21 protein-coding genes, 1 tRNA gene and 1 other RNA gene are annotated in these 23,575 nt (G+C 54.1%); 10 read left to right on the forward strand and 13 right to left on the reverse strand.

From position 1 onward, the window contains the following. Positions 1-4: 4 nt before the first annotated feature. Positions 5-1,156, reverse strand: coding sequence for a pyridoxal phosphate-dependent aminotransferase (locus ABXG94_RS04050; protein WP_353532475.1), 1,152 nt, complete (start codon positions 1,154-1,156; stop codon positions 5-7). On the opposite strand from ABXG94_RS04050, the gene ABXG94_RS04055 reads away from it, so the two are divergent. Together ABXG94_RS04055 and ABXG94_RS04060 are read left to right on the forward strand one after the other, a co-directional pair. Beyond that, positions 1,155-2,543: a M48 family metalloprotease gene (locus ABXG94_RS04055; RefSeq protein WP_353532476.1), complete on the forward strand. Its 1,389-nt coding sequence runs from the start codon at positions 1,155-1,157 to the stop codon at positions 2,541-2,543. The two genes, ABXG94_RS04050 and ABXG94_RS04055, sit on opposite strands and share 2 nt — an antisense overlap. A 9-nt stretch (positions 2,544-2,552) precedes the next feature. After that, positions 2,553-3,293, forward strand: a complete 741-nt coding sequence (locus ABXG94_RS04060; protein ID WP_353532477.1) for a DsbA family protein — start codon at positions 2,553-2,555, stop codon at positions 3,291-3,293. Positions 3,294-3,346: 53 nt separating this feature from the next. Here the strand turns inward: ABXG94_RS04060 and ispG are convergent, their stop codons facing one another. The 3 genes from ispG to hemA form a co-directional block, all read right to left on the reverse strand. After that, positions 3,347-4,471, reverse strand: a complete 1,125-nt coding sequence (gene ispG / locus ABXG94_RS04065) for a flavodoxin-dependent (E)-4-hydroxy-3-methylbut-2-enyl-diphosphate synthase (RefSeq protein WP_353532478.1) — start codon at positions 4,469-4,471, stop codon at positions 3,347-3,349. Positions 4,472-4,552: 81 nt separating this feature from the next. Next, the gene (locus tag ABXG94_RS04070) at positions 4,553-5,743 is read right to left on the reverse strand and encodes a helix-turn-helix domain-containing protein (protein WP_353532479.1); all 1,191 of its coding nucleotides are present in this window, start codon (positions 5,741-5,743) and stop codon (positions 4,553-4,555) included. 111 nt (positions 5,744-5,854) lie between these two features. Further along, complete coding sequence (gene hemA / locus ABXG94_RS04075; protein ID WP_353532480.1) at positions 5,855-7,078, reverse strand: 5-aminolevulinate synthase; 1,224 nt, start codon at positions 7,076-7,078, stop codon at positions 5,855-5,857. Positions 7,079-7,299: 221 nt separating this feature from the next. On the opposite strand from hemA, the gene ABXG94_RS04080 reads away from it, so the two are divergent. Beyond that, positions 7,300-8,676, forward strand: a complete 1,377-nt coding sequence (locus ABXG94_RS04080; RefSeq protein ID WP_353532481.1) for a M20/M25/M40 family metallo-hydrolase — start codon at positions 7,300-7,302, stop codon at positions 8,674-8,676. A 163-nt stretch (positions 8,677-8,839) separates the two neighbouring features. Continuing rightward, positions 8,840-8,929: transfer RNA gene (locus tag ABXG94_RS04085), tRNA-Ser, on the forward strand. 108 nt (positions 8,930-9,037) lie between these two features. Here the strand turns inward: ABXG94_RS04085 and ABXG94_RS04090 are convergent. The 8 genes from ABXG94_RS04090 to ABXG94_RS04125 form a co-directional block, all read right to left on the reverse strand. Further along, positions 9,038-9,757 carry an alanyl-tRNA editing protein gene (locus ABXG94_RS04090; RefSeq protein WP_353532482.1) on the reverse strand — a complete coding sequence of 240 codons (720 nt, stop codon included), beginning with the start codon at positions 9,755-9,757 and terminating at the stop codon, positions 9,038-9,040. After that, a complete protein-coding gene (locus tag ABXG94_RS04095; protein ID WP_353532483.1) occupies positions 9,754-12,099 on the reverse strand; it encodes a DUF3772 domain-containing protein in 2,346 nt (781 codons plus the stop codon). Before ABXG94_RS04095 ends, ABXG94_RS04090 begins: the two co-directional genes overlap by 4 nt. Positions 12,100-12,106: 7 nt before the next feature. Beyond that, positions 12,107-13,141: a cysteine synthase A gene (locus tag ABXG94_RS04100; RefSeq protein ID WP_353532484.1), complete on the reverse strand. Its 1,035-nt coding sequence runs from the start codon at positions 13,139-13,141 to the stop codon at positions 12,107-12,109. 58 nt (positions 13,142-13,199) lie between these two features. After that, positions 13,200-14,327 carry an NUDIX domain-containing protein gene (locus ABXG94_RS04105; protein ID WP_353532485.1) on the reverse strand — a complete coding sequence of 376 codons (1,128 nt, stop codon included), beginning with the start codon at positions 14,325-14,327 and terminating at the stop codon, positions 13,200-13,202. 4 nt (positions 14,328-14,331) lie between these two features. Beyond that, the gene (locus ABXG94_RS04110; RefSeq protein ID WP_353532486.1) at positions 14,332-14,772 is read right to left on the reverse strand and encodes a TrgA family protein; all 441 of its coding nucleotides are present in this window, start codon (positions 14,770-14,772) and stop codon (positions 14,332-14,334) included. Positions 14,773-14,870: 98 nt separating this feature from the next. Continuing rightward, a complete protein-coding gene (locus tag ABXG94_RS04115; RefSeq protein WP_353532487.1) occupies positions 14,871-16,091 on the reverse strand; it encodes an aminotransferase class V-fold PLP-dependent enzyme in 1,221 nt (406 codons plus the stop codon). 114 nt (positions 16,092-16,205) lie between these two features. Beyond that, entirely contained in the window at positions 16,206-16,625 is a 420-nt protein-coding gene (locus ABXG94_RS04120; protein WP_353532488.1) for an HIT family protein, read from the reverse strand. A gap of 62 nt (positions 16,626-16,687) precedes the next feature. After that, entirely contained in the window at positions 16,688-17,680 is a 993-nt protein-coding gene (locus ABXG94_RS04125; RefSeq protein WP_353532489.1) for an MDR family oxidoreductase, read from the reverse strand. A 97-nt stretch (positions 17,681-17,777) separates the two neighbouring features. Between ABXG94_RS04125 and ABXG94_RS04130 the strand changes: the two genes are divergently transcribed. The 6 genes from ABXG94_RS04130 (at position 17,778) to ABXG94_RS04155 (ending at position 22,159) form a co-directional block, all read left to right on the forward strand. Continuing rightward, positions 17,778-18,512 (forward strand): FadR/GntR family transcriptional regulator, encoded by a 735-nt coding sequence (locus tag ABXG94_RS04130; RefSeq protein ID WP_353532490.1) that lies wholly within the window; start codon positions 17,778-17,780, stop codon positions 18,510-18,512. Between the two features lie 23 nt (positions 18,513-18,535). Continuing rightward, positions 18,536-18,908, forward strand: a transfer-messenger RNA (tmRNA) gene (gene ssrA, locus ABXG94_RS04135). 79 nt (positions 18,909-18,987) lie between these two features. Continuing rightward, the gene (locus ABXG94_RS04140; protein ID WP_353532491.1) at positions 18,988-19,416 is read left to right on the forward strand and encodes an ester cyclase; all 429 of its coding nucleotides are present in this window, start codon (positions 18,988-18,990) and stop codon (positions 19,414-19,416) included. A 114-nt stretch (positions 19,417-19,530) separates the two neighbouring features. Further along, positions 19,531-20,349 carry a chromate resistance protein ChrB domain-containing protein gene (locus ABXG94_RS04145; protein ID WP_353532492.1) on the forward strand — a complete coding sequence of 273 codons (819 nt, stop codon included), beginning with the start codon at positions 19,531-19,533 and terminating at the stop codon, positions 20,347-20,349. After that, positions 20,350-21,591 carry a chromate efflux transporter gene (gene chrA / locus ABXG94_RS04150; RefSeq protein ID WP_353532493.1) on the forward strand — a complete coding sequence of 414 codons (1,242 nt, stop codon included), beginning with the start codon at positions 20,350-20,352 and terminating at the stop codon, positions 21,589-21,591. A gap of 79 nt (positions 21,592-21,670) precedes the next feature. Then, positions 21,671-22,159, forward strand: coding sequence for an SspB family protein (locus tag ABXG94_RS04155; protein ID WP_353532495.1), 489 nt, complete (start codon positions 21,671-21,673; stop codon positions 22,157-22,159). 45 nt (positions 22,160-22,204) lie between these two features. Here the strand turns inward: ABXG94_RS04155 and ABXG94_RS04160 are convergent, their stop codons facing one another. Next, positions 22,205-23,392, reverse strand: a complete 1,188-nt coding sequence (locus ABXG94_RS04160; protein ID WP_353532496.1) for a glycosyltransferase family 4 protein — start codon at positions 23,390-23,392, stop codon at positions 22,205-22,207. Positions 23,393-23,575: the final 183 nt, after the last annotated feature.

Below are 23,575 nucleotides of genomic sequence, written 5' to 3' on the forward strand. Positions count from 1 at the left end.
ATACTTAGATATGACCGCGTGCGCGCATAAAGGCGGCGAGCCGCTCAAGGCCTTCGGCGATGTCTGCGGTGGAGCGGGCGTAAGAGAACCGCAAGGTCCCTGCCCCACGTACCGGATCAAAATCAAGCCCCGGTGTTACAGCCACCCCGACCTCTTCCAAAATCTCGGCAGCAAAGGCCCGGCTGTCACTGGTGAAATCGCTGACATCTGCATAGACATAAAATGCCCCATCAGGCGGGGCAAATTTGTGAAACCCGGCTTTGGGCAAGCCCGACAGCATCAAACGACGGTTTTCAGTATAGACCGCCATATTGGCCTGTAACTCATCAGTGCAATCCATCGCGGCCAAAGCAGTGACCTGCGAGGCATGTGGCGGACAAATAAACATGTTTTGGGCCAGACGTTCGATGGTGCGCACGTGGTTTTGTGGCACAACCATCCATCCTACCCGCCAACCGGTCATGCTGAAGTATTTTGAAAACGAGTTGATGACATAACAATTGTCGGTCACCTCAAGCGCGGTGACGGCTTTGGCATCGTATTCAATGCCATGATAGATTTCGTCGCTGATAAAGGCCGCACCTTTGTCTTGGCAGGCGTCGATCAGGGTCGACAGCGTTGGGCGATCCAGCATGGTGCCGGTAGGATTGGCGGGGGACGCGACCAAAAGGCCTTGGATATCAAGATGAGCAAAATCGGCGGGCACCGGTTGCATCCGGTTTTCAGGCGCCGCTGGCAGGTCCAGTGGCTTTAACGACAGCGCTTTTAGGATCTGGCGATAGCTGGGATAGCCCGGCGCACCAATCGCAACGGTGTCGCCTGCCTCAAATAAGGCGGTGAACGACAGCAGAAAGGCCGCAGAGGACCCCGCAGTGACCACAACGCGGTCTGGGTCCAGATCCACGTTGTACCATTCGCCATAAAGCTGCGAAATGCGTTTGCGCAGGGCTGGCAAGCCCAATGCAACCGTATAGCCAAGCGCGTCATCCTGCTTGGTATCGGCCAGATATTGCCGAGCTTTTTTCGGCGCTGGGGTGCCCGGCTGGCCGACTTCCATGTGTATTATATGGCGTCCTGCTGCCTCGGCCTGTCGCGCGGCCTCCATGACGTCCATCACAATAAAGGGATCAACTTGGCTTCGGCTTGAGTTCCGCATGGTTTTCCGTCCTATTGTCGTCATGACCTTTGAACGCGAATTTATCTCTCCGTCAACCAATCTGCGACAGCTGATGCTTGCAGCTTTGATCTTGGTCTTTGTATTTTTAGGATCTTTGCCGGCCCGGGCGGTGAATTTGCTGCGCGACCCGGATATTGAATATGCATTACAGCGACTTTCTGCGCCCATTTTGGCGGCGGCTGGGCTGGGCAGTTCCGTCCGCATTTTGGTGGTGAATGACAGCAAGTTAAATGCCTTTGTTGTCGATCATAAGCACATCTTTATCCATTCTGGCCTGCTGCTGCGCACTGAAACCCCGCATATGTTGCAGGCGGTGATTGCCCATGAGGCGGCCCATATCGCAAATGGCCATATTGCGCGGCGGCAACAAAACTTTGGCAACGCGCGCACCGTGGCAGGTTTGGGCATTGCGCTGGCGGCATTGACGGCGGCGGCCAGCGGCAACAGCGAGCTGGGCGCAGGTTTGGCATTAGGGGCCACCAGCTCTGCGCAGCGGGTGTTTTTATCGCATACGCGGGCCGAAGAAGCCTCGGCGGATAAATCAGGCATCGGCTATATGGTGCGTTCGGGCGCAGATACCCAGGGTGCCGTTGATATGTTTGAAATGTTTCGCGGTCAGGAAATGCTGAATACCTCGCGCCAAGACCCCTATGTGCGCTCTCATCCTTTGACGCGTGATCGCTTGCGGGCGGCGAAAGCCGCCGCCAAGGCACATGCGGGCAAAGCCAAGCCAAATCCGGATGCAACCTATTGGTATGAACGTGCAAAGGGCAAATTGTCAGCCTTTATGCGCAGCCCCAAATGGACAAAGCGTACGCTTAAGACCAGCCCCAGCAAAGACATCCGTTTGATGCGTGAAGCGGTGATGTTTCATCGTCAATCCAACAGCAAGAAAGCCTTGGCATCGATCGATCAAGCCATCGCACTTCGCCCGCGTGACCCGTTTTTATACGAGTTGAAGGGGCAGATCTTGATGGAAAGCCGCAATAGTAAGCCCGCAGTCGCAGCCTATAAACGCGCAGTGGATCTGGCCCCGCACAACGCGCTGTGTCTGGGCAGCTATGGGCGGGCATTGTTGGCAACGGGTCAGACCAAAAAAGCCCTGAGCGTGCTGGAAAAAGCCCGCGGGCAGGATTTTCGCGACAGCCGCATTTTGCGCGACTTGGGGTCTGCCTATGCCAAGCTTGGCAATAATGGCATGGCGGCGGTGGCAACGGCGGAACGTTATGCCTTGCAAGGCCGCATGAAAGATGCAGGTATTCAGGCCAAACGCGCTGTCGGGCTGTTGCCGCGTGGATCGGCGGGTTGGCGACGGGCAGATGATATTATTTTGGCAGCCAAGCGCGCCGCAAAAAAGAAAAAGTAGGAGTTGAGCATGAGAACCCCATTGATGGCCGCGGCCTTTGCCGTTTGCGCCTTGCCGTTGCAGGCATTGGATCTGGGCAAGATGACAGACGAAGAGCGCGCGATTTTTCGCGCCGAGGTGCGGGCGTTTTTGATCGAACAGCCCGAAGTTCTGGTCGAAGCCTTTAATGTGCTGGAACAACAACAGGCCGCCAATCAGGTGTCTGCTGATGCCACCATGGTGCAGGTGAATGCCCAAGATATCTTTGACGATGGCTATTCCTGGGTGGGTGGAAACCCCGAGGGTGACATCACTTTGGTCGAATTTGTGGATTACCGCTGTGGCTATTGTCGCAAGGCGCATGACGAGGTCAAAGAGCTTGTGGAAAGCGACGGTAATATTCGCATTATCGTAAAGGAATTCCCGATACTTGGAGAGGCCTCGACTGCCAGTTCGCGCTTTGCCATCGCTGTGAAGCAAAAACTTGGCGATGCGGCCTATGAAGCCGCCAATGATGCGTTGATCCGTTTGCGCTCTGATGTGAACCAAGTGACATTGCGCCGCCTGGCCAGCTCGCTTGGATTTGATGCGGCCGAGGTTCTGGATCATATGGACAGCGACGAGGTGTCTCGTGAGATCCTGCAAACCCGGCAATTGGCGCAGCGGCTGCAAATTTCGGGCACACCCACATTTGTGATGCAAGATGAAATGCTGCGGGGCTATCTGCCACTCGAAGCGATGCGTCAGCTTGTCGACGCAAAGCGCGGATAAATATAGAAAATTTTGGATTGGTAGCGGGGTTGACCAAAAGGTCAGCCCCTTTTCTAGGCGGTTTCTTCTGCCGCGATGGCATCGATCTGAGCCGCTTTCAGCTCTACTTGTTCAACAATGTGGTCCACCATTTGGTCGTTGGACAATTTGTGACTTTGCTTGCCAGCCAGATAGACCATGCCTGAACCAGCTCCGCCGCCCGTAAAGCCCACATCGGTCATCAAAGCCTCGCCGGGGCCATTCACCACGCAGCCAATGATCGACAGACTCATTGGGGTTTTGATGTGCTCGAGGCGCTTTTCCAAAGTCTCGACGGTTTTGATCACGTCAAAGCCTTGGCGTGCACAGCTTGGGCAAGAAATAATATTCACACCGCGATGGCGCAAACCCAGAGACTTCAAGATTTCAAAGCCTACTTTGACCTCTTCTACTGGATCTGCCGACAGGCTGACGCGAATTGTATCGCCGATGCCCATCCACAAGAGCTGACCAAGACCAATGGCGGACTTGATGGTGCCGGACACAAAGCCCCCGGCCTCGGTGATGCCCAGATGAATCGGTGCATCAGTGGCGTCGGCCAATTGCTGATAAGCCGCCGCAGACATGAAGACGTCCGAGGCTTTGACGCTGATTTTGAAGTTATGAAAGTCGTTATCTTGCAGAATCTTGATGTGATCCAGACCGGATTCCACCATCGCATCCGGGCAAGGCTCGCCGTATTTGTCCAACAGATGTTTTTCAAGCGAACCAGCGTTAACGCCAATCCGGATAGAACAGCCATGGTCCTTGGCGGCCTTGATCACTTCTTTGACGCGGGTGTCATCGCCAATATTACCGGGATTGATGCGCAAACATGCAGCACCAGCCTCGGCGGCTTCGATGGCGCGTTTGTAGTGAAAGTGAATGTCCGCGACGATGGGCACCGGGCTTTCTTTAGTGATTTCTCGCAGGGCTGTGGTGGCGGCCACGTCTGGGGCCGAGATACGCACGATGTCAGCCCCCGCCTCTGCTGCGGCCAAAACTTGTTTCAGCGTCGCTTTGACATCGCCACTGTCGGTGTTGGTCATCGTTTGCACCGCAATCGGCGCATCGCCGCCAACTGGCACATTACCCACCATGATCTGGCGGGACTTGCGGCGCTCAATGTTTCGCCACGGGCGAATATGGTTCATAGACATCAAAAAAGCCCCATCCGAATATCGTTGGGGCTTATGTAGGCCTCTGATGAGACAGGGGCAATGCGACGGGCAAAGAAAAGATTATTCGTTGCCAATAACCACGTTTTGCGCGGCGGCCAAAGCAACGACACGGGCCAATTCTGTGTCGCCGGAAATATCTGCCACCGTATAGTCGGTTTCCAATGAATCCATGTCCATGGCGACATTACGCACAACGCTGGCACCATTGCCGGCGGGGCCGCGGATTTCGCCATTCACCCGGAAATACACCGATCCAGACATGCCAGCCTGCAATGTTGGTGCAATCTCGGTTTCTGGCAAGGTATATTCTTCGCCCGCATTCAAAGTCTTTTCAAACAAGACTGACCCGTCTGCAGACCGCACACGCACCCAGGCGGGGCGCACCGAAAACAACACCACTTCGCGGGCGGTTTCTTCGAGAACCTGTGGAATAACCGGCGCGGGTTCGATGGCCTCGGCTATGGTGATGCTTGGGCTCTCTGGTGTGAAGGTGCCAATGGCCTGCGGGTTCAGCGTGGAAATTGGCGCATCGCGCGCTACCAGAACAGGCACATCCAGCGCTTGCGGACGATAAAGACGATCAAGCGCGGTTTCAGGCGGTGTGAACACGCCGGTGCCCTGTGCGGTTTGCACGTCGGCCCCTGCGGATGTGGCCCCTGATAGTGGATCAAGATCAGATAGAACCACGGGTGTCTGTTCAACTGGGGCCAAATGCACGCGCTGTACTTCGTTTAAGACGCTCCAGCCGCCATAGCCTATGCCAGCAATCAAGGCGACAAGCACCAGCGAAGAGCCAATGGCGCGCGGTTCGATGCGCGACAGGATGGAATCTTGAATGGGCGTGAATGGGGTGTTTGGCGTCATAAAGGGATCGCGCTCGCCAGAGGCAACAATATTGCTTTCTGGTTTGCGTTGCGTCGAGGCCTCTGAAGACATGCCGTGGGCCGTCTGGAAACCACTTTCGCGACAAAACTTAGCAAAAGTTTCATCCGGGTCCATGCCAAGATAGCGCGCATAAGAGCGCACATAACCGGCGATAAAGCCTGGTGTTTCAAATGCGGAAGGATCTGCATTTTCGATGGCGGCGATATAAGAAGCTTTAATGCGGAGTTCCCGCTGCACATCCAGCAATGACTTGCCGATGGTTGCGCGTTCGCCTCGCATTTCGTCGCCTAAACGAAAATCGTAATCGTCAAAACCCTTTGGACTCTGCTCGGTGTCCTTAGGTTTGCGCCATTTGCGCCTGATCATGCCCAAAAGCCTCACTGCATGCAGCTCGAATTATTGTCCCCGATTCGAGCTCGCCCCACTTATTGAGACCAAGTTAACACAGACGCAAATTATTTGCACTGCGCTACTTGCTTATCCGGCCAGCTCGGCACGATTCAGCGCACAGTGCGACCAGAGCTCGTCCATGGCTTTTACCAGTGCATCAATTTCTTTTGGCCCATGCACAGGTGACGGTGTAAACCGCAGCCGCTCGGTGCCGCGCGGCACCGTTGGATAATTGATCGGCTGCACATAGATTCCGTGATCCTGGAGCAACATATCGCTGAGCTTCTTGGTATGGGTTGGGTTTCCAACCATCACAGGCACAATATGTGTCCCATGGTCGATGATGGGCAGGCCCAGACCCTTGAGGCGCATTTTCAGAATTTTGGCCTGCATTTGATGTTGCTCACGCAGGGTGGAATCTGATTTCAAATGCGCGATCGAGGCTGCAGCGCCAGCCGCAACGGCCGGTGGCACGGACGACGTAAAGATGAAACCAGGAGCGTAAGAGCGGATGGCATCGCACATCTTTTCGCTGGCTGCGATATAGCCGCCCTGAACACCAAATGCCTTGGCCAAAGTGCCATTTATAATGTCGATACGGTCAGACAATCCATCCCGTTCCGCAACGCCACCGCCCCGAGGGCCGTACATGCCAACAGCGTGTACTTCGTCCAGATAGGTCAGCGCGTTAAATTCGTCTGCCAAATCACAGATCTCTGCAATGGGGCCAAAATCGCCATCCATTGAATAAATGGATTCGAACGCCAGAAGTTTTGGCGCGGCGGGGTCGTCGGCTTCTAGCAGTTCGCGCAGATGGGCCACGTCATTGTGACGGAACACACGTTTGGCCCCGCCCTGACGGCGAATGCCTTCGATCATCGAGGCATGATTGAGACTGTCTGAATAGATGATCAATCCAGGAAACAGACGATGCAGCGTCGATAAAGTCGCGTCATTGGCGTTATAGGCGCTGGTGAACAGCAGTGCAGATTCCTTTTGGTGCAGATCAGCAAGCTCTGCTTCCAAACGGTTGTGATAGACTGTTGTGCCTGAAATATTGCGTGTGCCGCCAGAGCCAGCACCTGTGGCATCAAGCGCTTCGTGCATCGCTTCAAGGACCGCCGGATGCTGCCCCATGCCCAGATAGTCGTTGCCACACCAAACGGTTATTGGCTGTTCAGTGCCGTCATCTTTGCGCCATGTGGCATGCGGAAAATGCCCTTTTTTGCGTTCAATATCGATGAACGTGCGATAACGACCTTCGTCGTGAAGGCTTTTAAGAGCGTTATCGAGCTTCGCGGAATAGTCCACTGGCTTACCTCCGGTTTGCTGGCGCACAGCTTGCGACCTAAGAGATTCGCCCCTAAGGGCCGAGTCTTGTTATTTCAAAGTGATATACTGCGCGTTTTCTTTATACGCTAGCTAACAATTTGTCGCTCTCAACACTTTGATCAAGATCAAGGAAACTGGACAGTCTGGAATTCGCTGTTAAGTTCGCCACAAAATTGCCTTATTCGCTAGAAAGAAAAATAATGTCCTTGGATAATGTGCTCGCCAGAATTGATGCTGATTTGCCTGCTGCGACCGAACGGTTGCTGGATTTGCTGCGTATCCCGTCCATTTCAACTGACCCTGCTTATAAGAAAGAGTGTGAGGCGGCGGCCGATTGGCTGGTCAAGGATCTAAACAGCATTGGCGTTCCCGCAGAAAAACGCGTCACACCAGGTCATCCGATGGTGGTTGGTCATATCAATGGTGACGGCCCACATGTGCTGTTTTATGGCCACTATGATGTGCAGCCGGTTGATCCACTGGACCTGTGGGACGCGGCCCCCTTTGAGCCAGCCTTGGAAGAAACTGCCGGCGGCATGGTGATCCGAGGACGCGGATCCTCTGACGACAAAGGCCAGCTGATGACCTTTGTCGAAGCCTGCCGCGCTTGGAAAGCAGAATATGGCACCCTGCCCTGCAAAATCACGTTTTTCTTTGAAGGCGAAGAAGAAAGCGGTTCGCCTTCGCTGGTGCCTTTCATGCAGGAAAATGCCGCAGAACTGAAATCAGACATCGCGTTGATTTGCGACACAGGTCTGTTTCAAAGTAAAACCCCGGCGATTATCACCACCCTGCGCGGTTTGCTGGGCGAAGAGATCACCATCCATGCGGCTGACAAAGATTTGCATTCCGGCATGTTTGGCGGTGTTGCGCAGAACCCTATTCGGGTTTTGTCCAAGATCATTGCAGGTTTGCACGATGAAACAGGTCGCGTGACGGTCAAAGATTTTTACGATGGGGTGCCTGATTTGACCCCCGAGGTGGCGGCCCAGTGGGATGCGTTGAATTTTGACCATGCAGCGTTTTTAGGTGATGTGAATCTTTCGGCCCCAGCCGGTGAGCAAGATCACACACCCTTAGAGATGATCTGGGCACGACCAACCTGCGAAGTGAACGGCATTATTGGCGGTTATACAGGCAAAGGGTTCAAAACTGTTTTGCCCGCGCAGGCCTCTGCAAAGCTAAGCTTTCGTCTGGTTGGCACCCAAGATCCCCTAAAAATTCGCGAAAACTTTCGCGCCTATGTGCAATCGATGCTGCCCGAAGATTGCACCGTTGATTTTACATCCCATGGGGCCTCTGGCGGGTCGTCTATGTCCACGGCGCATCCGGCCTTTGAGCAGGCACGCGGGGCCTTGTCCGAAGAATGGCCAGATGCGGCGGCCTTTGCGGGTTGCGGAGGCTCTATTCCGATTGCCGGGCATTTCAAAGAGATCCTGGGCACCGAAGCCATGCTGATTGGTTTTGCCAAGGATGACGATCAGATCCATTCGCCAAACGAGAAATACGACTTGGAAAGCTTTCACAAAGGCATTCGCAGCTGGGCGCGTATTCTGGATGCCATGACGCGAAAATAAATTGGTCCAAACCCAGACAAGCGCATCCAGAATTGGTTTTGGGTGCGCAACCTCTTAAAAATAGATGGTTTTTTTGTATTTTGCGCGTGGGCAAAAAAACTTTGTAAGAATGTGATATTGCCCCTTGCGCCCCCCCCGTGATTTTAGCTAAACACCGCCTCACGGACAGGTGGCCGAGTGGTCGAAGGCGCACGCCTGGAAAGTGTGTAGGCGGGAGACCGTCTCCAGGGTTCGAATCCCTGTCTGTCCGCCACCTCCCTTTTGATCGACGAATAGTTTGACTGGCCCATTCCTTGAGCTTGAGATTCTGATCCGTGTGCGCACCCGTCAGCGCGCGGGTGTTCAAGACCTGACCGGGGTGTTACCCGTCTAGGTGCAGGTTCACACGGCGGTTTTGTCGGCCTTTTTTCTCGATCTTACCAAGGCGCACGCGTCCGATTTCACCTGTGCGCCCGACATGGGTGCCACCACAGGGTTGCCAATCAACCTGTTCGTCACCCTGCCCGATGCGCACCATGCGAATGCGGCCACCTGTCATTGGCGGCGTGACCGACATGGTTTTTACCAGATCAGGATTTGCTTTCAGGTGATCAGCGGTTATCCAGTCCTCTGACACAATAAAGTCGCGTGATATCAGTTCATTAAGCTGATTTTCTAATTCTTGCTTATCGGTTGGAGACTCAGGCATGTCAAAGTCTAATCGGCCTTTTTCGATGCCGATTGACCCGCCGGTGACTGGCAAAGGAATGATGACAGACAGTAAATGCAAGGCGGTGTGAACGCGCATGTGACGGTGGCGGCGTTCCCAGTCTAGCTGTTGGATCACCTCGGTGCCGATGGCCGGCAGGCCCATGGGTTCTGCGGGCACCAGCGCGATCCCGGCGGTGTCTGCTTTGACCGCAGTGGCGATTTTCAGGGTGCCTTTGTCCCAAATCAAGTTGCCACTGTCGCCGGGTTGTCCGCCCCCTGTGGGGTAAAAGATCGTGCCCGCCAATATGATGCCACCTTCGGGTGTATGCCCAACAACGCGGCCTGTTGTTTCTCGCAGATAGGCATTTTCGCGAAACAAGAGATCGGTCATTCTGGGCTATCCTTATCCTTTTGGTGGGCGCTGCTATCTGACGTTTTTTTGGGGACCTGAGCAAGGGTTTCGGGGTTGCGAAACCAGATATCTGTTTGGGCAAATGGAATTTCGATGCCTTCGTCCATAAAGCGTTTGGCAATCTCAAAGTTCATTTCCGATTTGACGCTGAGCACCCAGTTCACATCGCGCAAAATGGCGCGGATTTCAAAGTCCAGTGAACTGGCCCCAAAGCCCTGAAACACCACGCTGGGCGCCGGATTGTCCAGCACCATTGGGTGGCTGGTGGCGATATCCAACAAGATGGTTTCGATCCGGCGCGGGTCGGTGCCGTAGGCCACACCAACCGGCACAATCACCCGACCGACGGTATTGCCGCGGGTGAAATTGGTGACTGTGCCGCTGACAAGATCTGCGTTGGGCACAATGACGTCGGTGCGATCAAAGGTTTCGATGCGGGTTGAGCGCACCGAGATGTCGCGCACATAGCCCATATTTCCGTTGACCTCGATCCAGTCGCCTTCGGAAATTGGACGTTCAATCAGCAAAATGATGCCGCTGACAAAGTTGGACACCACGTTTTGCAGGCCAAAACCAATGCCCACAGACAAGGCTCCGGCCACAAGAGCGATTGAACTAAGATCAATGCCAGCGGCGGTGATCGCCACGAGGGCTGCGAGGAAAATCCCAATATATCCCAGTCCGGATACGATGGCATTTTGCCCGCCAACATCCATTTTGGTTTTGGGTAAAACCGTGTTCTTAAGCGCCCCCTGTAGTAAGCGCGTCAGCATGTATCCGGCAAAGAAGATTAGGATAAAAGTAAAGAAGTCTGTGGGCGAAATACGGGTTTCGCCAATCGTTAAACCTTTGGAAATAGCCGTCCAAAGTTCGTTGAGTTCTGATGCACGTGTGCCCCAGACCATGGCCAGAAAGGGCACTGCTGCAAGCACCAGAAAGAACCCCAATAGCACAGGGATCAAGCTTTGACGTGCGGTGTCTTCGGTGCCTGTGACGACAGCAAAAACCGCCGTGGCAACCCGTTGTAAAACCAAAACAAAGGCTAGGATCTGCAGGCTGATAATGCTTGGGAAAATCAGGCGTTGCGCTGCGTTGAAATAGCCGATGGCCGCGAGTGCGATTGCGACAATGGCAATGCCGGTCAAAAGGCGGCCCAATATGGCAACCAGACGGTCACGATAGCCGCTGTCATGGGACTGGGTGTCGTGGTGTGCAAGCAATACCGCCAACCGCAAAAGCATCAGTCCGGCAAGTACAAACAGCGGCAGATAAACCACTGATATGGCGTCAGTTGACCAGCTGTCATAGCGGGCCAGTTCCGACAATATCGTATCCAGGGCCAGGCTGATCCCCAGCGCCCCGGCAAGCAACCTGCCCTCGCGGCGTTCTTCTGGGGCCAGGCGGATAAATGGCATCACCTGATCTGATTTTGGAAACACGCGCGTACCCAGCCAGAAAGACGCAAGGACCGCAAAGCCCGCTTGGGGCAAGGTTGATAAGACCAACTCGCCGCGCAGGCCAGCCAATTCAGTGGCATAGGCGGCCTCGATCAGCGCCAGTAGGCCGACAAAGGGCAAGATGATCTGGCCCAAAGATATGGCAGATGCTGCCAGCCAGCGCCCCATCGAAGCGGATTGGCTTTGCACCGAATAGGCAAGGCGCTCGAACCATTCGCGTCCACGCGCCAACAGCAAAAATGCCAGGGCAAGCAGCAGCAAAACCTTGGGCAGGTTTTCGCGAAATTCGGTTTGTTGTGATGGGTTTTGCCAGGCAGTTACTGTTTCGCTTGCGATACGGCTGGTCGAGTTTGACAGTGCGGCAAGGCCTGACGGCCAGGCCACCGGGTTTAGTGGTGTTGGGCCAAGCTCCAGCAGTTCTTCGGCTTTGCGGTTGCGGATAATGGCGTCGATGCTGCGGATCAGGCCGTCGGCTTTGCTATAGGCCACATCAGCGGTGCGGGCTGGTGCTTGCAGTTCAGACAGGCGGGCTGACAGATCTTGGCGTTGCAGCCGGATGTCTGTTGGTTCGCTGGCGGTTTCGGGTTGATCCCCCAATGCCGTCAACTGGTTTTCAACGATCTGAATACTATTGGCATTGGTCGTACGCGCTGCATCAAATTGCATGCGCCAATCGACCAATTGCTGGCGTAACTCTTCCAGTGCCACATCAGAGGCTCGCCCAGCTTCGACGGCTTCAGAAGCCCGGGTCGCAACGTTTTGCCAAAGCGTATAGTCTGGCGCATCCCCGGTTTGCGCCCAAAGAGAAACCGCGCTGCTTATCAGCAGCACGGTTACAATAATCAGACGCAATGCGTGGCGCATCTTGACCTCAAACGTCCTGGAAGACACCCGGAATGCTGCGGGGCCCTTCGTTGAGCCAGCTTGGTACTGGCAGGCCCTTTTCCTTAAGGAAGTCTGGGTTGAACATCTTGGATTGATAGCGGGTGCCATAGTCACAAAGCACAGTCACGATCGTGTGGCCCGGACCCATTTCCTTGGCCATCTTGATGGCTCCAGCCACGTTAATGCCAGAGGAGCCGCCAAGGCAAAGGCCTTCGCGTTGCAACAGGTCATAGGCCACAGGTAAGGCTTCGTCGTCGGTGGCCTGATACATCATGTCAGGCTTGAAACCTTCAAGATTGGCAGTGATGCGCCCCTGCCCGATGCCTTCGGTGATCGAGGTGCCTTCGGCCGCCGGGGTGCCATCGCGGAAGATCGTGAACATGCCGGATCCCATTGGGTCGACCAAGGCCACTTTGACGCCTTTGGGCTGCAGCGCCTGACCAACGCCTGCCAAAGTACCACCAGAGCCAACCGCACAGACAAAGCCATCGACTTTGCCCTCGGTTTGTTCCCAGATTTCCGGGCCGGTGGTTTCAACATGCGCCTGCCGGTTGGCCACATTGTCAAACTGATTGGCCCAGATTGCGCCATTGGATTCGGACTTGGCCAGTTCCTTGGCCAGACGCCCGGAATAACGCACATAGTTGTTTGGGTTTTTATATGGTGCCGCTGGAACCTGAACCAATTCGGCCCCTGCCAAACGGATCATGTCTTTCTTTTCCTGACTTTGAGTTTCAGGAATCACAATCACGGTACGAAAGCCCATCGAGGCGCCAACCAATGCGAGGCCAATGCCCGTATTGCCCGCTGTGCCTTCGACAATGGTGCCACCGGGACGCAATTCGCCGCGGGCCACTGCATCTTTGATGATATACAGCGCCGCGCGGTCTTTGACCGACTGACCGGGGTTCATGAATTCTGCCTTGCCGTAAATCTCACAGCCGGTTTCTTCGCTGGCCTTGTTCAGACGGATCAAAGGAGTGTTCCCGATCGCATCTGCCAGATCTCGTGCAATACGCATTATTCGCGCCTTTCTTCTTCTCAACTTAACGCATGTCTATGGTGCCAGCGGGCGGAACTCAAGACTTTGCGCGCAATCGGTCGCGGTGACGTGACAACCAAAGGGCAGCAAGCACCAGCGGGGCGTTTGCCGCCTGCATGCTATCCACAAGCTCCATCAGCCGTTTGAAATCAAACAAGTATGACTTGATGTCTTCGGCTTCGCTGTCCAAGCCGGCAATGCCCGCCACGCTGTCGGGCAGATCTGCCTCGGCCACATAAACAAAGAAATACTCGGTGCTGCATCCAGGTGAGGCATAACATTGCGCCACCTTGTGCAAACGGGTCAGGTCCAACCCGGCCTCTTCATGGGCTTCGCGTGTGGCGGCTTGCTCTGGTGTTTCGCCCGGATCAATGCGCCCGGCAATCGGCTCTAACATCCAGGGCAACTGATCATTGCGTGCATAGGGTCCGGGCCGAAACTGTTCGATCAACATGACGCGGTCCCGTACAGGGTCATAGGGCAGAATGATTGCCGCATCCGACGCCGCAAACACTTCGCGTTTGACCACGGCGCTTTGGGCACCGTCATATTGGCGAAACTGCACGCTGTGCTCTTCAATGCTAAAGAACTTGGCATAGGGGAACTTCAGATCGACATCGGTTACGTCATCGCGGGTAAATCCGCTGGGACTAAAGGCCAAATTGTTCTGTTGTGCAGTTTGTTTCACCGAGGCGCGCGCGCGGATCATCGGAAACATAAAGTCGATTTCTGCTGCTGTGCGCTTGCCGAAATACTGCATCAGTTCCTCTGCGGCGAGACACGTCATTTCCCCCCATTGCGCTTGCCAGTCCGGCAAGGACCAAGGCGCGTCAGCTTGCCAGCGGTCAGGTGCAGGGAAATAGACTTCGGCGCGCTCGGTTCCACATTCGGTTTCTATTTCAACCTCTTGTAAACTATAATCAAAACCGCCTTCGTAAAAGTTCAGCCTTGCGATGTCATCGTGCGATAAGTTGCGCGCCACCAAGCCCGGTGCCGTGCTGGTATCCGCGGATTTGATAATGGGAAAAGGCTGGCCTTTGGCCGCGTGAACGCTGTGTTGTGCAAGTTTTGCCTCGGCAACAGACTGTGGCTCTAGGCTGCGGCCCAACACAATTTCCAGCAGCGGCTTGTGGCGCAGCGTTCCGTAGAAAAACAAATTTGGCAAAGTTCTATCTCCAGCGTCGCGAGGCTGCTTCTGCCAATAAGCCAGAAAGAAGAGCGCCTGCAAGCAACGTGGTGATGATCGGCGGATGCAGCAAAAGCAAGCCGTTTTCTAACATCATGCCAAAAATCGATTGAATGGCCTCGGCCACACTGTCGTAGCGCATCTTCAGCGAATTGGACAACATCAGCCGAGCCCCATGCATAAACAGGGCAAAAATAACCAAAGCCAACATGCCTGTCAGCCCATGGTTCATCGCTTGGATCATGCCGTTGCCCGCATGACGACCGACAAAACGCCAACCAAAAAACGCCCCATAAGCTGCGTTGATTAACGTGAAATAGCCAAAATCCGTGCCCTCAGGCAGAAGTGGTTTGACCTGCTCTGATACAATCGCTGCCACAAGGGCCAGGGCGAGGGCTGCAAATAATTTGGCGGCGGTGGGCATGATATGTTCCTGTGATCAGACCTGTGTCTCAACTTGACGCGCTCTGGCTATCGGATCAAGCCCCCGTTCACCGCCGACGAGTGCTTTGTCTTGCGCTGTTACAAAAGCTCATCAAGCGCCAATATCAGCTTATCGATTTCGGCCTTGCTGGTGTAATGCACAAAGCTGACCCGCAGCACGCCTTTTTCTGACGACACACCCTGTCCCTGTAGCGCGCGCACCGCGTAAAAATCACCGGCCCCGGCCATGATACCGCGTTCAGCCAATTGCGTTGCGGTCAGATGTGGATCTGATTGGGTGGCGATGGCCACCGTTGGGGCGCGATGTGCTGCCTTGTTTGGGCCCAACACCCGCACAGAATTTTTGGTTGCCAGGGCATCCAGTAGTGGCTGCAGCAATCGGGTTTCGTGATCGCGCAGCAAATGGTGAATGTCTTCTGATTTCTGCGCGACAGGCCCAGAAATATTGTGATGGGCGGCCAGATCTTCGAAATAATCCACGATGCCCGCACAGGCCGCCACCTGCGCATGATCCGGTCCGGCAGGGGTGAAACGTTTGTATAAAACATCACCATTAAAGAAATGGGCTTGATTGGGCAAAAGCTCGCCCAGTCCTTTGCGCATCACCATGATCCCTTGGTGGGGGCCATAGGTTTTATAGCTTGAAAACAAATAGATATCGGCCCCAAGTGATGCAACATTTGGCAGGCCGTGTGAGGCGTAGCTCACGCCATCCACGCAGGTGAACGCCCCGGCGGCATGGGCCAGAGCGGTGATTTCAGACACCGGGTTGATTTCGCCAACCACGTTGGAACAATGGGGAAAACACACCAAACGCACGCTGTCATCCAGCAAATTTGCCAGATCATCCGGATCTAACCGACCGGTTTCGGGATCTATGCGCCATTCGCGAATTGTGATGCCGTCATCAGCCAGTCGTCGCCACGGGCCTGTATTGGCTTCGTGGTCCTGATTGGTGACAATAATGGTGTCGCCAGGGTTCAGCCATGACCTGAAGGCCTGCGCCAAGACATAGGTGTTTTGAGAGGTCGACGGCCCAAAGCTGACCTCGTCGGTGTCGACGCCGAGCCACCGGGCCAGTCCGGCGCGGGCTTCGTCCATCTCTGCCCCTGCGGCTTGGCTAGCGGCATAGGGCGCATAGGGCTGTACCTTGCGTTCACGGTAATAACGAGACAGCCGGTCGATGACCGCGCCCGCGGTATAAGAGCCGCCTGCATTTTCAAAAAACGCCTGATCTTTTAGGCTTTCCTGCGCAAAGGCAGGGAATTGAGCGCGGACATAGTCGACATCAAGTTTCATACAGATTCTCCCTTGCCAGAACTGAAAGCGAAAATCTGCTGAAATTCAATGCGCTGCGTGAATGGCAAGGGATTTTTCTTGCCAGATCACAGCGCCAGATCCAGCAAGCAGGACTTAAGCGTTCAAGACAGCCCGGATTTTATCTGCTTGGGCTTTCAACACGTCAAAGTCCGCCATCGTGCCGGGGGGGCGCATCGAAACGCCAGCATAGCGTGGCAACACATGGTAATGCAGGTGGAAAACCTCTTGGCCACCAGCTGCTTCGTTGAATTGCTGTAGCGTCACCCCATCTGCATCAAATGCTTTCATGGCAGCCTGAGCCATGCGTTGCGCTGTCTTTAAACACGCTGCCATTTGTGCGGGCGTGGCATCCAGCATATTGCGGGCTGCGGTTTTGGGGATCACCAGACAATGACCATCTGAACGCGGCATGATGTCCATAAACACATAGGTTTCGGCGTCCTCAAAAAGCTTTTCGCTTGGGATCTCGCCGCGTAGAATTTTGGCAAAGATATTGTCTGGATCATAGGTCATGGGCGGTCCTGCTGAGTCTTGCCAAATTGGCGCTGTTGCTTTCGAAAGCTTTCTAGCCCAGATCAACCATTCACATCTACAACAACCCTGCCCTTGACTTGGCCTTTTAGAATATCTCGCCCCAGATCTGGCAAATCTGACAATACCGCGGGCTGTGCAAGTGCCTCTAACTTGTCCATTGGCAAGTCTTTTGCAATGCGGGCCCAGGCGATCTGGCGGTTTTCAAACGGCTGCATCACAGAATCAATGCCCAATAGGTTCACCCCGCGCAAAAGGAATGGAATGACCGTTGCTGGCAATTGCGCGCCGCCCGCTAGGCCCACTGCTGCAACGGAACCACCGTATTTCATCTGCCCAAGCACCCGCGCCAGCATGTCGCCGCCCACCGCATCAATACATCCTGCCCAGGTTTCTTTTTCCAAAGGCCGTTTGACGGTTTCATTGATGTCTTCGCGCGCCACGACGGTTGTCACACCCAAAGATTTCAAAAATTCTGCGCTTTCGGGGCGACCGGTCACCCCGGCAACTTCATACCCCAAATTGCTTAGAATTGCACTGGCGACAGAGCCAACCCCACCAGCTGCCCCAGTCACCAGAACCGGGCCTTTGTCTGGTGATAAACCGTGGTTTTCCAATGCTATAACAGACAGCATTGCGGTAAAGCCAGCGGTGCCCACAGCCATGGCCTGCCGCGTGCTAAGCCCCTGAGGCAAAGGCACAAGCAAATCTGCATTTACCCGTGCCTTTTGGGCATATCCGCCCCAATGCATTTCGCCAACGCGCCAGCCTGTCAGCACAACTTTGTCACCGGCCTTATAGCGTGGGTCCTGGCTGTCTTGCACGGTGCCTGCAAAATCAATGCCTGGAACATGCGGATAGCTGCGCACCAGACCGCCGCCGGACCCCAAACACAGGCCATCTTTGTAATTTACCGTCGAATACTCAACGGACACAGTGACCGACCCATCGGGCAATTGCGCGTCAGTTAAGGTTTCGATGGCGCTTGTTGTTTTTCCGCTGTCATCGTCTTTGCGAACCATCAGTGCTTTGAACATGTGCTTTTTCCTTAAAACTGCGCATTGTCACTTGGTCAAACAGTATTGACCGTTTAATGTCTGACAATTAACTACACAGAAATCAAATGTCTGACAAATGAAAATTGATCCCGAGTCCAAAACCGATCTGCCCATTCAAATCGCTAAGGCTATCCGGGCCTCTATTCTGTCCGGCGAGATGGACGTGGACACCCGCCTGCCCTCTGAAGGCGAGCTATGTGACCATTTTTCTGTGTCACGCTCTACGGTCCGCGAGGCACTCAAACGACTGGCGGCGCAGAACCTGATCCGAACCCAGCGTGGGGCGACCGGGGGGGCCTTTGTCAATCGGCTCAGCTATGACGAGGCTTATGATCAGCATGTGACCACATCGACCCTGTTGTTGTCGATGAATGCCGTTAGTTTTGACACTGCTTGCGAAGCGCGTTTTGCCATGGAACGCGCCTGCGTGCCGTTGTCTGCAGAGCGTCGAACTGTGGATCAGCTGGTAAATATGCGCGCTGAAATTTTCCGCCAAGAGCAACCGGGCCTGTCAGACGAAGGGTTTTGCGCCTCGGACGTCGCGTTCCACCGAAATTTGGTGGATGGCGCCGCGAATCCCGTTCTGTCTTATCAACTTGCCGGGGCCGTCGAAGCCATGCAGCCCTTGATGAACATGATAACCTTTTCTGCAAGGTCGCGCGAAAAAATCATCATGCTGCATCGTCAGATAGCAGATGGTCTGCAAGACCGCGATGTCCCAAGTATTTATCGGGCTATGGATGGGCTGCAGGCCTATACATTGGAGCTGGCTGAAAAAACTCGAAAGACGCGTGAAAATTCAAAATCTTAGAATTTGGTCTGATCTGCGCGGATCCACTTGCAAAGCTGCGTCATCAAGCCTAAATATATCTTGCTCTTCGGAGCTATGGACATAAACGCGCTCGCAATAAGCGGATCGGACCCGGGGGCGGTACCCGGCGTCTCCACCAAATCACTCTGGGGTTATCCTTCATTTGGGGATTTCAGTCAGAATCGGGGGGACGAAATAGGATCGACGAACGTCTAAAGGGGTTAGCTTTGTTTCGGCTGTCTGCCACCGTTATCGGCGAAACTTGTACAATTGCAAATGACAATCGTGCTCCAGTAGCGATGGCCGCGTAAGCGACCTGAGATACTGAAATCTAAGTCCTAGTGCTTTGCGGTGCTAGGCGGGGTTTGCAGGTACCTGGCAACAGAAACCTGCGCTTTCCCAAAATTTCGGTTAACGGTTTGGCAAAGTTTTTGCGCCTAAGATCCCCCCATTCAAATTGTCTTTGGGGTTTTCTATGTCGCAGAAACAGGACTTGCTTACCGAATGGTTTGAAGAGGTTTGGAACAAACAAAACCTGGACGCCATTGATCGGTTTTTTGAACCAGATACAGAGGCCAATGGTATTTTACCTGATATGGCGATGGGGTCTGGGGACTATCGTGATTTTGTGCCTTTGATGCTGGAATTGGTCGAAGATATTGACATTCAAATCAAGCTAATGACCGAAAATGGCCCGTGGTTGCAGGCGCTGTATCATGTCAAAGCGCGGGCCTCTCACAACGGGGCCCCTATTGATGTAATGGGACAGGTTTGCGTGCGTTTTGAGGGGAGCTTGATGGTCGAAACCTATAATTGTTTTGACTTTTTTGGCCTATTTGAACAGCTTGGTCAATTGCCTGAGCAATCTCTGGCCTTGTGTTTGACCGGGCAAAGCTTTCAATGATCGCGACTTGACTAAGCCTGCCGGCAATGCCAATTTTAGCACATGGGGCAGCGCGATTTCCCCGTGAGGCTTAGGCCAGACAATCGCATCCTCTGAAACACCAAAGGATGCCCCATGCCTGGACTAAACGAAATTTCCCCTGCCCATTTGATGCGCTTGATTGGCACGCCCGATTGCCCTGTTTTGATTGATGTGCGCTTGCGCGAAGATATCGCTGACGCGCCCCGTTTTGTGCCAACATCTGTCTGTCTGCCCCACACCGATTTGCCGCGCATTCACAACCATATCACCCAACAAAACCGTTCTGACCGGGCGGTGATAATCTGCCAAAAGGGCAAAAAGCTGAGCTTTGGCGTTGCCAGTTGGCTGCGCAACCTTGGTGTGACAGCCGAAGTTTTGTCAGGTGGCCAGTTCGCTTGGGAGGCTGAAAATCTGCCACAGGTACCCCAAAGCATTTTGCAATCCACCACATCGCTGTGGGTCACAAGGCACCGACCAAAAATTGACCGTATCGCTTGCCCTTGGTTGATCCGCCGCTTTGTTGATCCAACTGCACAATTTTTATTTGTGCCCCCGGCCGAAGTGGAAGCTGTTGCCGAAAAATTTGCGGCCACCGCCTTTGATATGCCCGACGGAGAGTGGAGCCACCGGGGGGATCTCTGCACATTTGATACCATGATTTCGCGGTTTGGGCTGGCCCACACAGCGCTGGATCGTCTGGCGCAAGTGGTGCGTGCCGCCGACACCAATCGCCATGATCTTTCGCCACAAGCTGCGGGTCTTTTGGCGATTTCGACTGGGCTTTCGCGGCAATACAAAGACGATACTTCGCAACTTCAGGCTGGCCTTCCGATATATGATGCGCTTTATCGCTGGGCACGTGACGCTTTTGCCGAAGGCCACGATTGGCCGCAGAGTACCGGAGAAAAATAGATGTCCCCTAGTTTTGCGGAAATGTGGCGCGTCTTTGGACGCATTGGACTGCTGTCTTTTGGCGGTCCCGCGGCCCAAATCGCCCTGATGCACAAAGAGCTGGTGGATGACCGGCCTTGGTTGACGGAAAAGCAATTTTTGGGTGCGCTGTCATTTTGCATGTTGCTGCCCGGTCCCGAAGCCATGCAATTGGCCACCTATACCGGCTGGCGTCTGCGTGGCACCTTGGGTGGGTTGTTGGCTGGGTTGCTGTTTGTTTTGCCCGGCGCGGCGGTGATCTTGGCCCTGGCCGTGCTTTATGTGAATTTTGGCGAGATTGACCTGGTGCAAGCCGGCTTTGTCGGGGTCAAAGCGGCGGTTGTTGTAGTTGTTTTGCAGGCTCTTTGGAAAGTGTCAAACAAAGCGCTGAAAGGCCCCTTTAGCTGGAGTTTGGCGGCCATCGCCTTTGTTGCCATCTATGTCTTGCAACTGCCTTTTCCGTTCATCATCGCCTGCGCAGCGCTATTGGGTGCCTTGCGCAAAGTGGCTCCTCGGGAACCTCAGCCCCTGATAGAACTGCGCCCTGCGTCAGAAACCCTGCGGATTATCTTGATTTGGGCAGGGCTTTGGGCGGCCCCGGTGCTGATTGTTGTGGCCTTTGATCATAGGTTTTTGATTGATATCGCGTTGTTTTTCTCAAATTTGGCGGTGGTGACTTTTGGCGGAGCCTATGCGGTGCTGGCTTATATGACCCAAACGGTCACGCTGGAACATGGTTGGATTTCAACCACGCAAATGATTGATGCCTTAGGGCTGGCAGAAACCACCCCGGGGCCGCTGATATTGGTCACCGAATTTGTTGGGCTTTTGGCTGGATATTACCAATCTGGCATCATGCTAATGCTGGCTGCGGGGGCTTTGACCCTTTGGTGTACTTTTGTGCCATGCTTTTTGTGGATCTTTGCTGCCGCCCCCTTTGTTGAATGGTTGTTGTCACGCCCGCGCTTGAACCAAGCCCTGAATGCGATCACCGCCGCGGTTGTTGGGGTCATTTTGAACCTTTCGATCTGGTTTGGCCTGCATGTGGTCTTTTCAGAGGTTGGCAACACAAATTTTGGCGCCGCTCCCGCTCTTTCTAGTTTTCAGTGGCTGCCACTGGCCTTGATTGCACTCGCGGCTTGGTTGCTGATGCGCCGCAAGTTGGCATTGCCTTGGGTTTTGGTCATCTGCGCGGTCTGCGCCGTAGGGTTGTCGGGTTTTTGATCGCAAAAATATCGCTAGCTTCTTTTGTTTCCATACGAATCTACTATGCTGAGCGAGACTTCAGAAAGTAGGATGGACCATGACGGGCACGATTGATTACGGCAATCTCATGCACGACGCGATGCGGGGGCTGATTCAAAAAGTTTTGGAAGGTGTGAAAGAAACCGGCCTGCCCGGCGAACATCACTTTTTTATCACCTTTGACACCCGCCATCCTTTGGTGAATATCGCCACATGGCTGACCGAACGCTATCCTGATGAAATGACCGTGGTGATGCAACATTGGTATGACAACCTTGAGGTCACCGACGAAGGCTTTGCAATCACTCTCAATTTTGGCGATGCGCCGGAACCGCTTTATATTCCTTATGACGCGATAAAGACCTTTGTGGACCCTTCGGTTGAATTTGGCCTGCGCTTTGAAACCCAAGAATCTGATGATGATTTCGAGGAAGAAATTGCCGAGCTTGTGGCCCGCGTGGAATCTGTCGATGAGGCAGAAGACGAAGAAGAAGCGCCCAAAAGCGATGCGGAAGTGGTCAGTCTGGACAGCTTTAGAAAACCCTAAAGTTGTTTGATCACCAAGGGTGATTTAGCCCAAAAACGGCCGAAACTAGCTGGCCATTGCCAAGGCTTTGCGATCGCATAACTCCTGCAAACAGCTCTGCGTGGTCTGACCCCAGGCGGTCCAATTCAGCTTTTTCTCAAAGCAGCGCCGACTGGATATTCGCAAGGTTTTGTAGTCTTCTGGCGCGGCAATATAATGCTTAATCAAATCACAAAACTGCGCTACCCCCTGCGCGCCGGTCACCGCATGTCCGTTGACCCCATCCCAAATAGGAATGCCACCCCGGCGCAAGCACAGCGACGGTAAGCCATAGGCAGAGGCCTCGCAGAAAGCAAAGCCATAGGATTCAAGGGACGGTTGAACCAGAAAATGACTGGTGCGAAACAGGTTTTCAAACTGCGCCAATTGGCTGGGCACCGATTTATCCAGATTGTCAAAGACATCTAAAAATGCATCCTGGGGCGAAGCCGGTGGACGTGTTCCAACAACCGTCAGACGCGCATCGATGCCATCCTGACGCAGTTTTGCCAAGGTTTGCAATGCCATTGGCCCGCCCTTGGCTTGCCAGTCCCGCCCTACCAGCAAAAGCCGCACGCTGGATGACAGGGACAACTCCGGATGCAACTGCGCAGGATCCGGGTTGGCAATATTGGCCCCCCAAGGGATCACAATTGATTTTTCCGGCGCAAGCCCATAACAGCGGTCCGCAAGGTCCTTTTGCCATTCAGATGGCCAAATGTTGATATCATTGGCCGCAAGCGCGCGCGCCTCGTGCTGTTGGGTCCAATTGTCCAACAGACGGCCCGGTTTAAAATAGCTGCCAAAGCCCGCGCCAATTTCCGACCCACGATAGCTGGATTGCGTGGCATCAGATGTAAACGCGCGGATCATGCCGTCTGGTACTTTGATATTGGCCATCGCATGCAGGCTATAGGCCCCAAGCAGCACGTCATAGGGTTTCTGTTGCAGCTGTTTTTGCACATGGGTGGCAATGATTTTGGACAAGGCATAATGCGCGCGCCATCGGCTGCGCATATTGATGGCCACGGGGGTTTTCAAAATCAGACGGCGTAAAAGTTCAACTTTGCCCCATCCGTTGTCGATAAAATCCACATCGCCGACATGGGATTGCACCGCCTCAAAGAGGCGCGCGTTGCCGCCAGAATACGTCCAGCCAAGGTGCGGGCTGAGGTCGCAAAGATAGGCAATTTTGAGCCTGGGTTTACTGCGCATGAATTGGGCCTTGATGAATCTTGGGCAGAGTATGCTGCCAGTTTCTGTTCAAATCTTGTTTTTACAAGGTGATTTTTGGGAAATTGCCGCGCTTAGAATGTGCCGAGCACCTTTTAATTACTTTTATCTGTATAGGTTACCGCAAACAACGGCGTTTAGGGCGGTATTCAATGGTATACAGTA

It is taken from the genome of Cognatishimia sp. WU-CL00825, assembly GCF_040364665.1.
Taxonomy (GTDB): Bacteria; Pseudomonadota; Alphaproteobacteria; order Rhodobacterales; family Rhodobacteraceae; genus Cognatishimia.

Coding starts and splice junctions, on each gene's coding strand:
- ABXG94_RS04055 (WP_353532476.1), top strand. CDS start 1,155: ATGGTTTTCCGTCCTATTGTCGTCATGACCTTTGAACGCGAATTTATC.
- ABXG94_RS04050 (WP_353532475.1), bottom strand. CDS start 1,156: ATGCGGAACTCAAGCCGAAGCCAAGTTGATCCCTTTATTGTGATGGAC.
- ABXG94_RS04060 (WP_353532477.1), top strand. CDS start 2,553: ATGAGAACCCCATTGATGGCCGCGGCCTTTGCCGTTTGCGCCTTGCCG.
- ispG (WP_353532478.1), bottom strand. CDS start 4,471: ATGTCTATGAACCATATTCGCCCGTGGCGAAACATTGAGCGCCGCAAG.
- ABXG94_RS04070 (WP_353532479.1), bottom strand. CDS start 5,743: ATGATCAGGCGCAAATGGCGCAAACCTAAGGACACCGAGCAGAGTCCA.
- ABXG94_RS04080 (WP_353532481.1), top strand. CDS start 7,300: ATGTCCTTGGATAATGTGCTCGCCAGAATTGATGCTGATTTGCCTGCT.
- ABXG94_RS04090 (WP_353532482.1), bottom strand. CDS start 9,757: ATGACCGATCTCTTGTTTCGCGAAAATGCCTATCTGCGAGAAACAACA.
- ABXG94_RS04095 (WP_353532483.1), bottom strand. CDS start 12,099: ATGCGCCACGCATTGCGTCTGATTATTGTAACCGTGCTGCTGATAAGC.
- ABXG94_RS04100 (WP_353532484.1), bottom strand. CDS start 13,141: ATGCGTATTGCACGAGATCTGGCAGATGCGATCGGGAACACTCCTTTG.
- ABXG94_RS04110 (WP_353532486.1), bottom strand. CDS start 14,772: ATGCCCACCGCCGCCAAATTATTTGCAGCCCTCGCCCTGGCCCTTGTG.
- ABXG94_RS04115 (WP_353532487.1), bottom strand. CDS start 16,091: ATGAAACTTGATGTCGACTATGTCCGCGCTCAATTCCCTGCCTTTGCG.
- ABXG94_RS04120 (WP_353532488.1), bottom strand. CDS start 16,625: ATGACCTATGATCCAGACAATATCTTTGCCAAAATTCTACGCGGCGAG.
- ABXG94_RS04125 (WP_353532489.1), bottom strand. CDS start 17,680: ATGTTCAAAGCACTGATGGTTCGCAAAGACGATGACAGCGGAAAAACA.
- ABXG94_RS04130 (WP_353532490.1), top strand. CDS start 17,778: ATGAAAATTGATCCCGAGTCCAAAACCGATCTGCCCATTCAAATCGCT.
- ABXG94_RS04140 (WP_353532491.1), top strand. CDS start 18,988: ATGTCGCAGAAACAGGACTTGCTTACCGAATGGTTTGAAGAGGTTTGG.
- ABXG94_RS04145 (WP_353532492.1), top strand. CDS start 19,531: ATGCCTGGACTAAACGAAATTTCCCCTGCCCATTTGATGCGCTTGATT.
- chrA (WP_353532493.1), top strand. CDS start 20,350: ATGTCCCCTAGTTTTGCGGAAATGTGGCGCGTCTTTGGACGCATTGGA.
- ABXG94_RS04155 (WP_353532495.1), top strand. CDS start 21,671: ATGACGGGCACGATTGATTACGGCAATCTCATGCACGACGCGATGCGG.
- ABXG94_RS04160 (WP_353532496.1), bottom strand. CDS start 23,392: ATGCGCAGTAAACCCAGGCTCAAAATTGCCTATCTTTGCGACCTCAGC.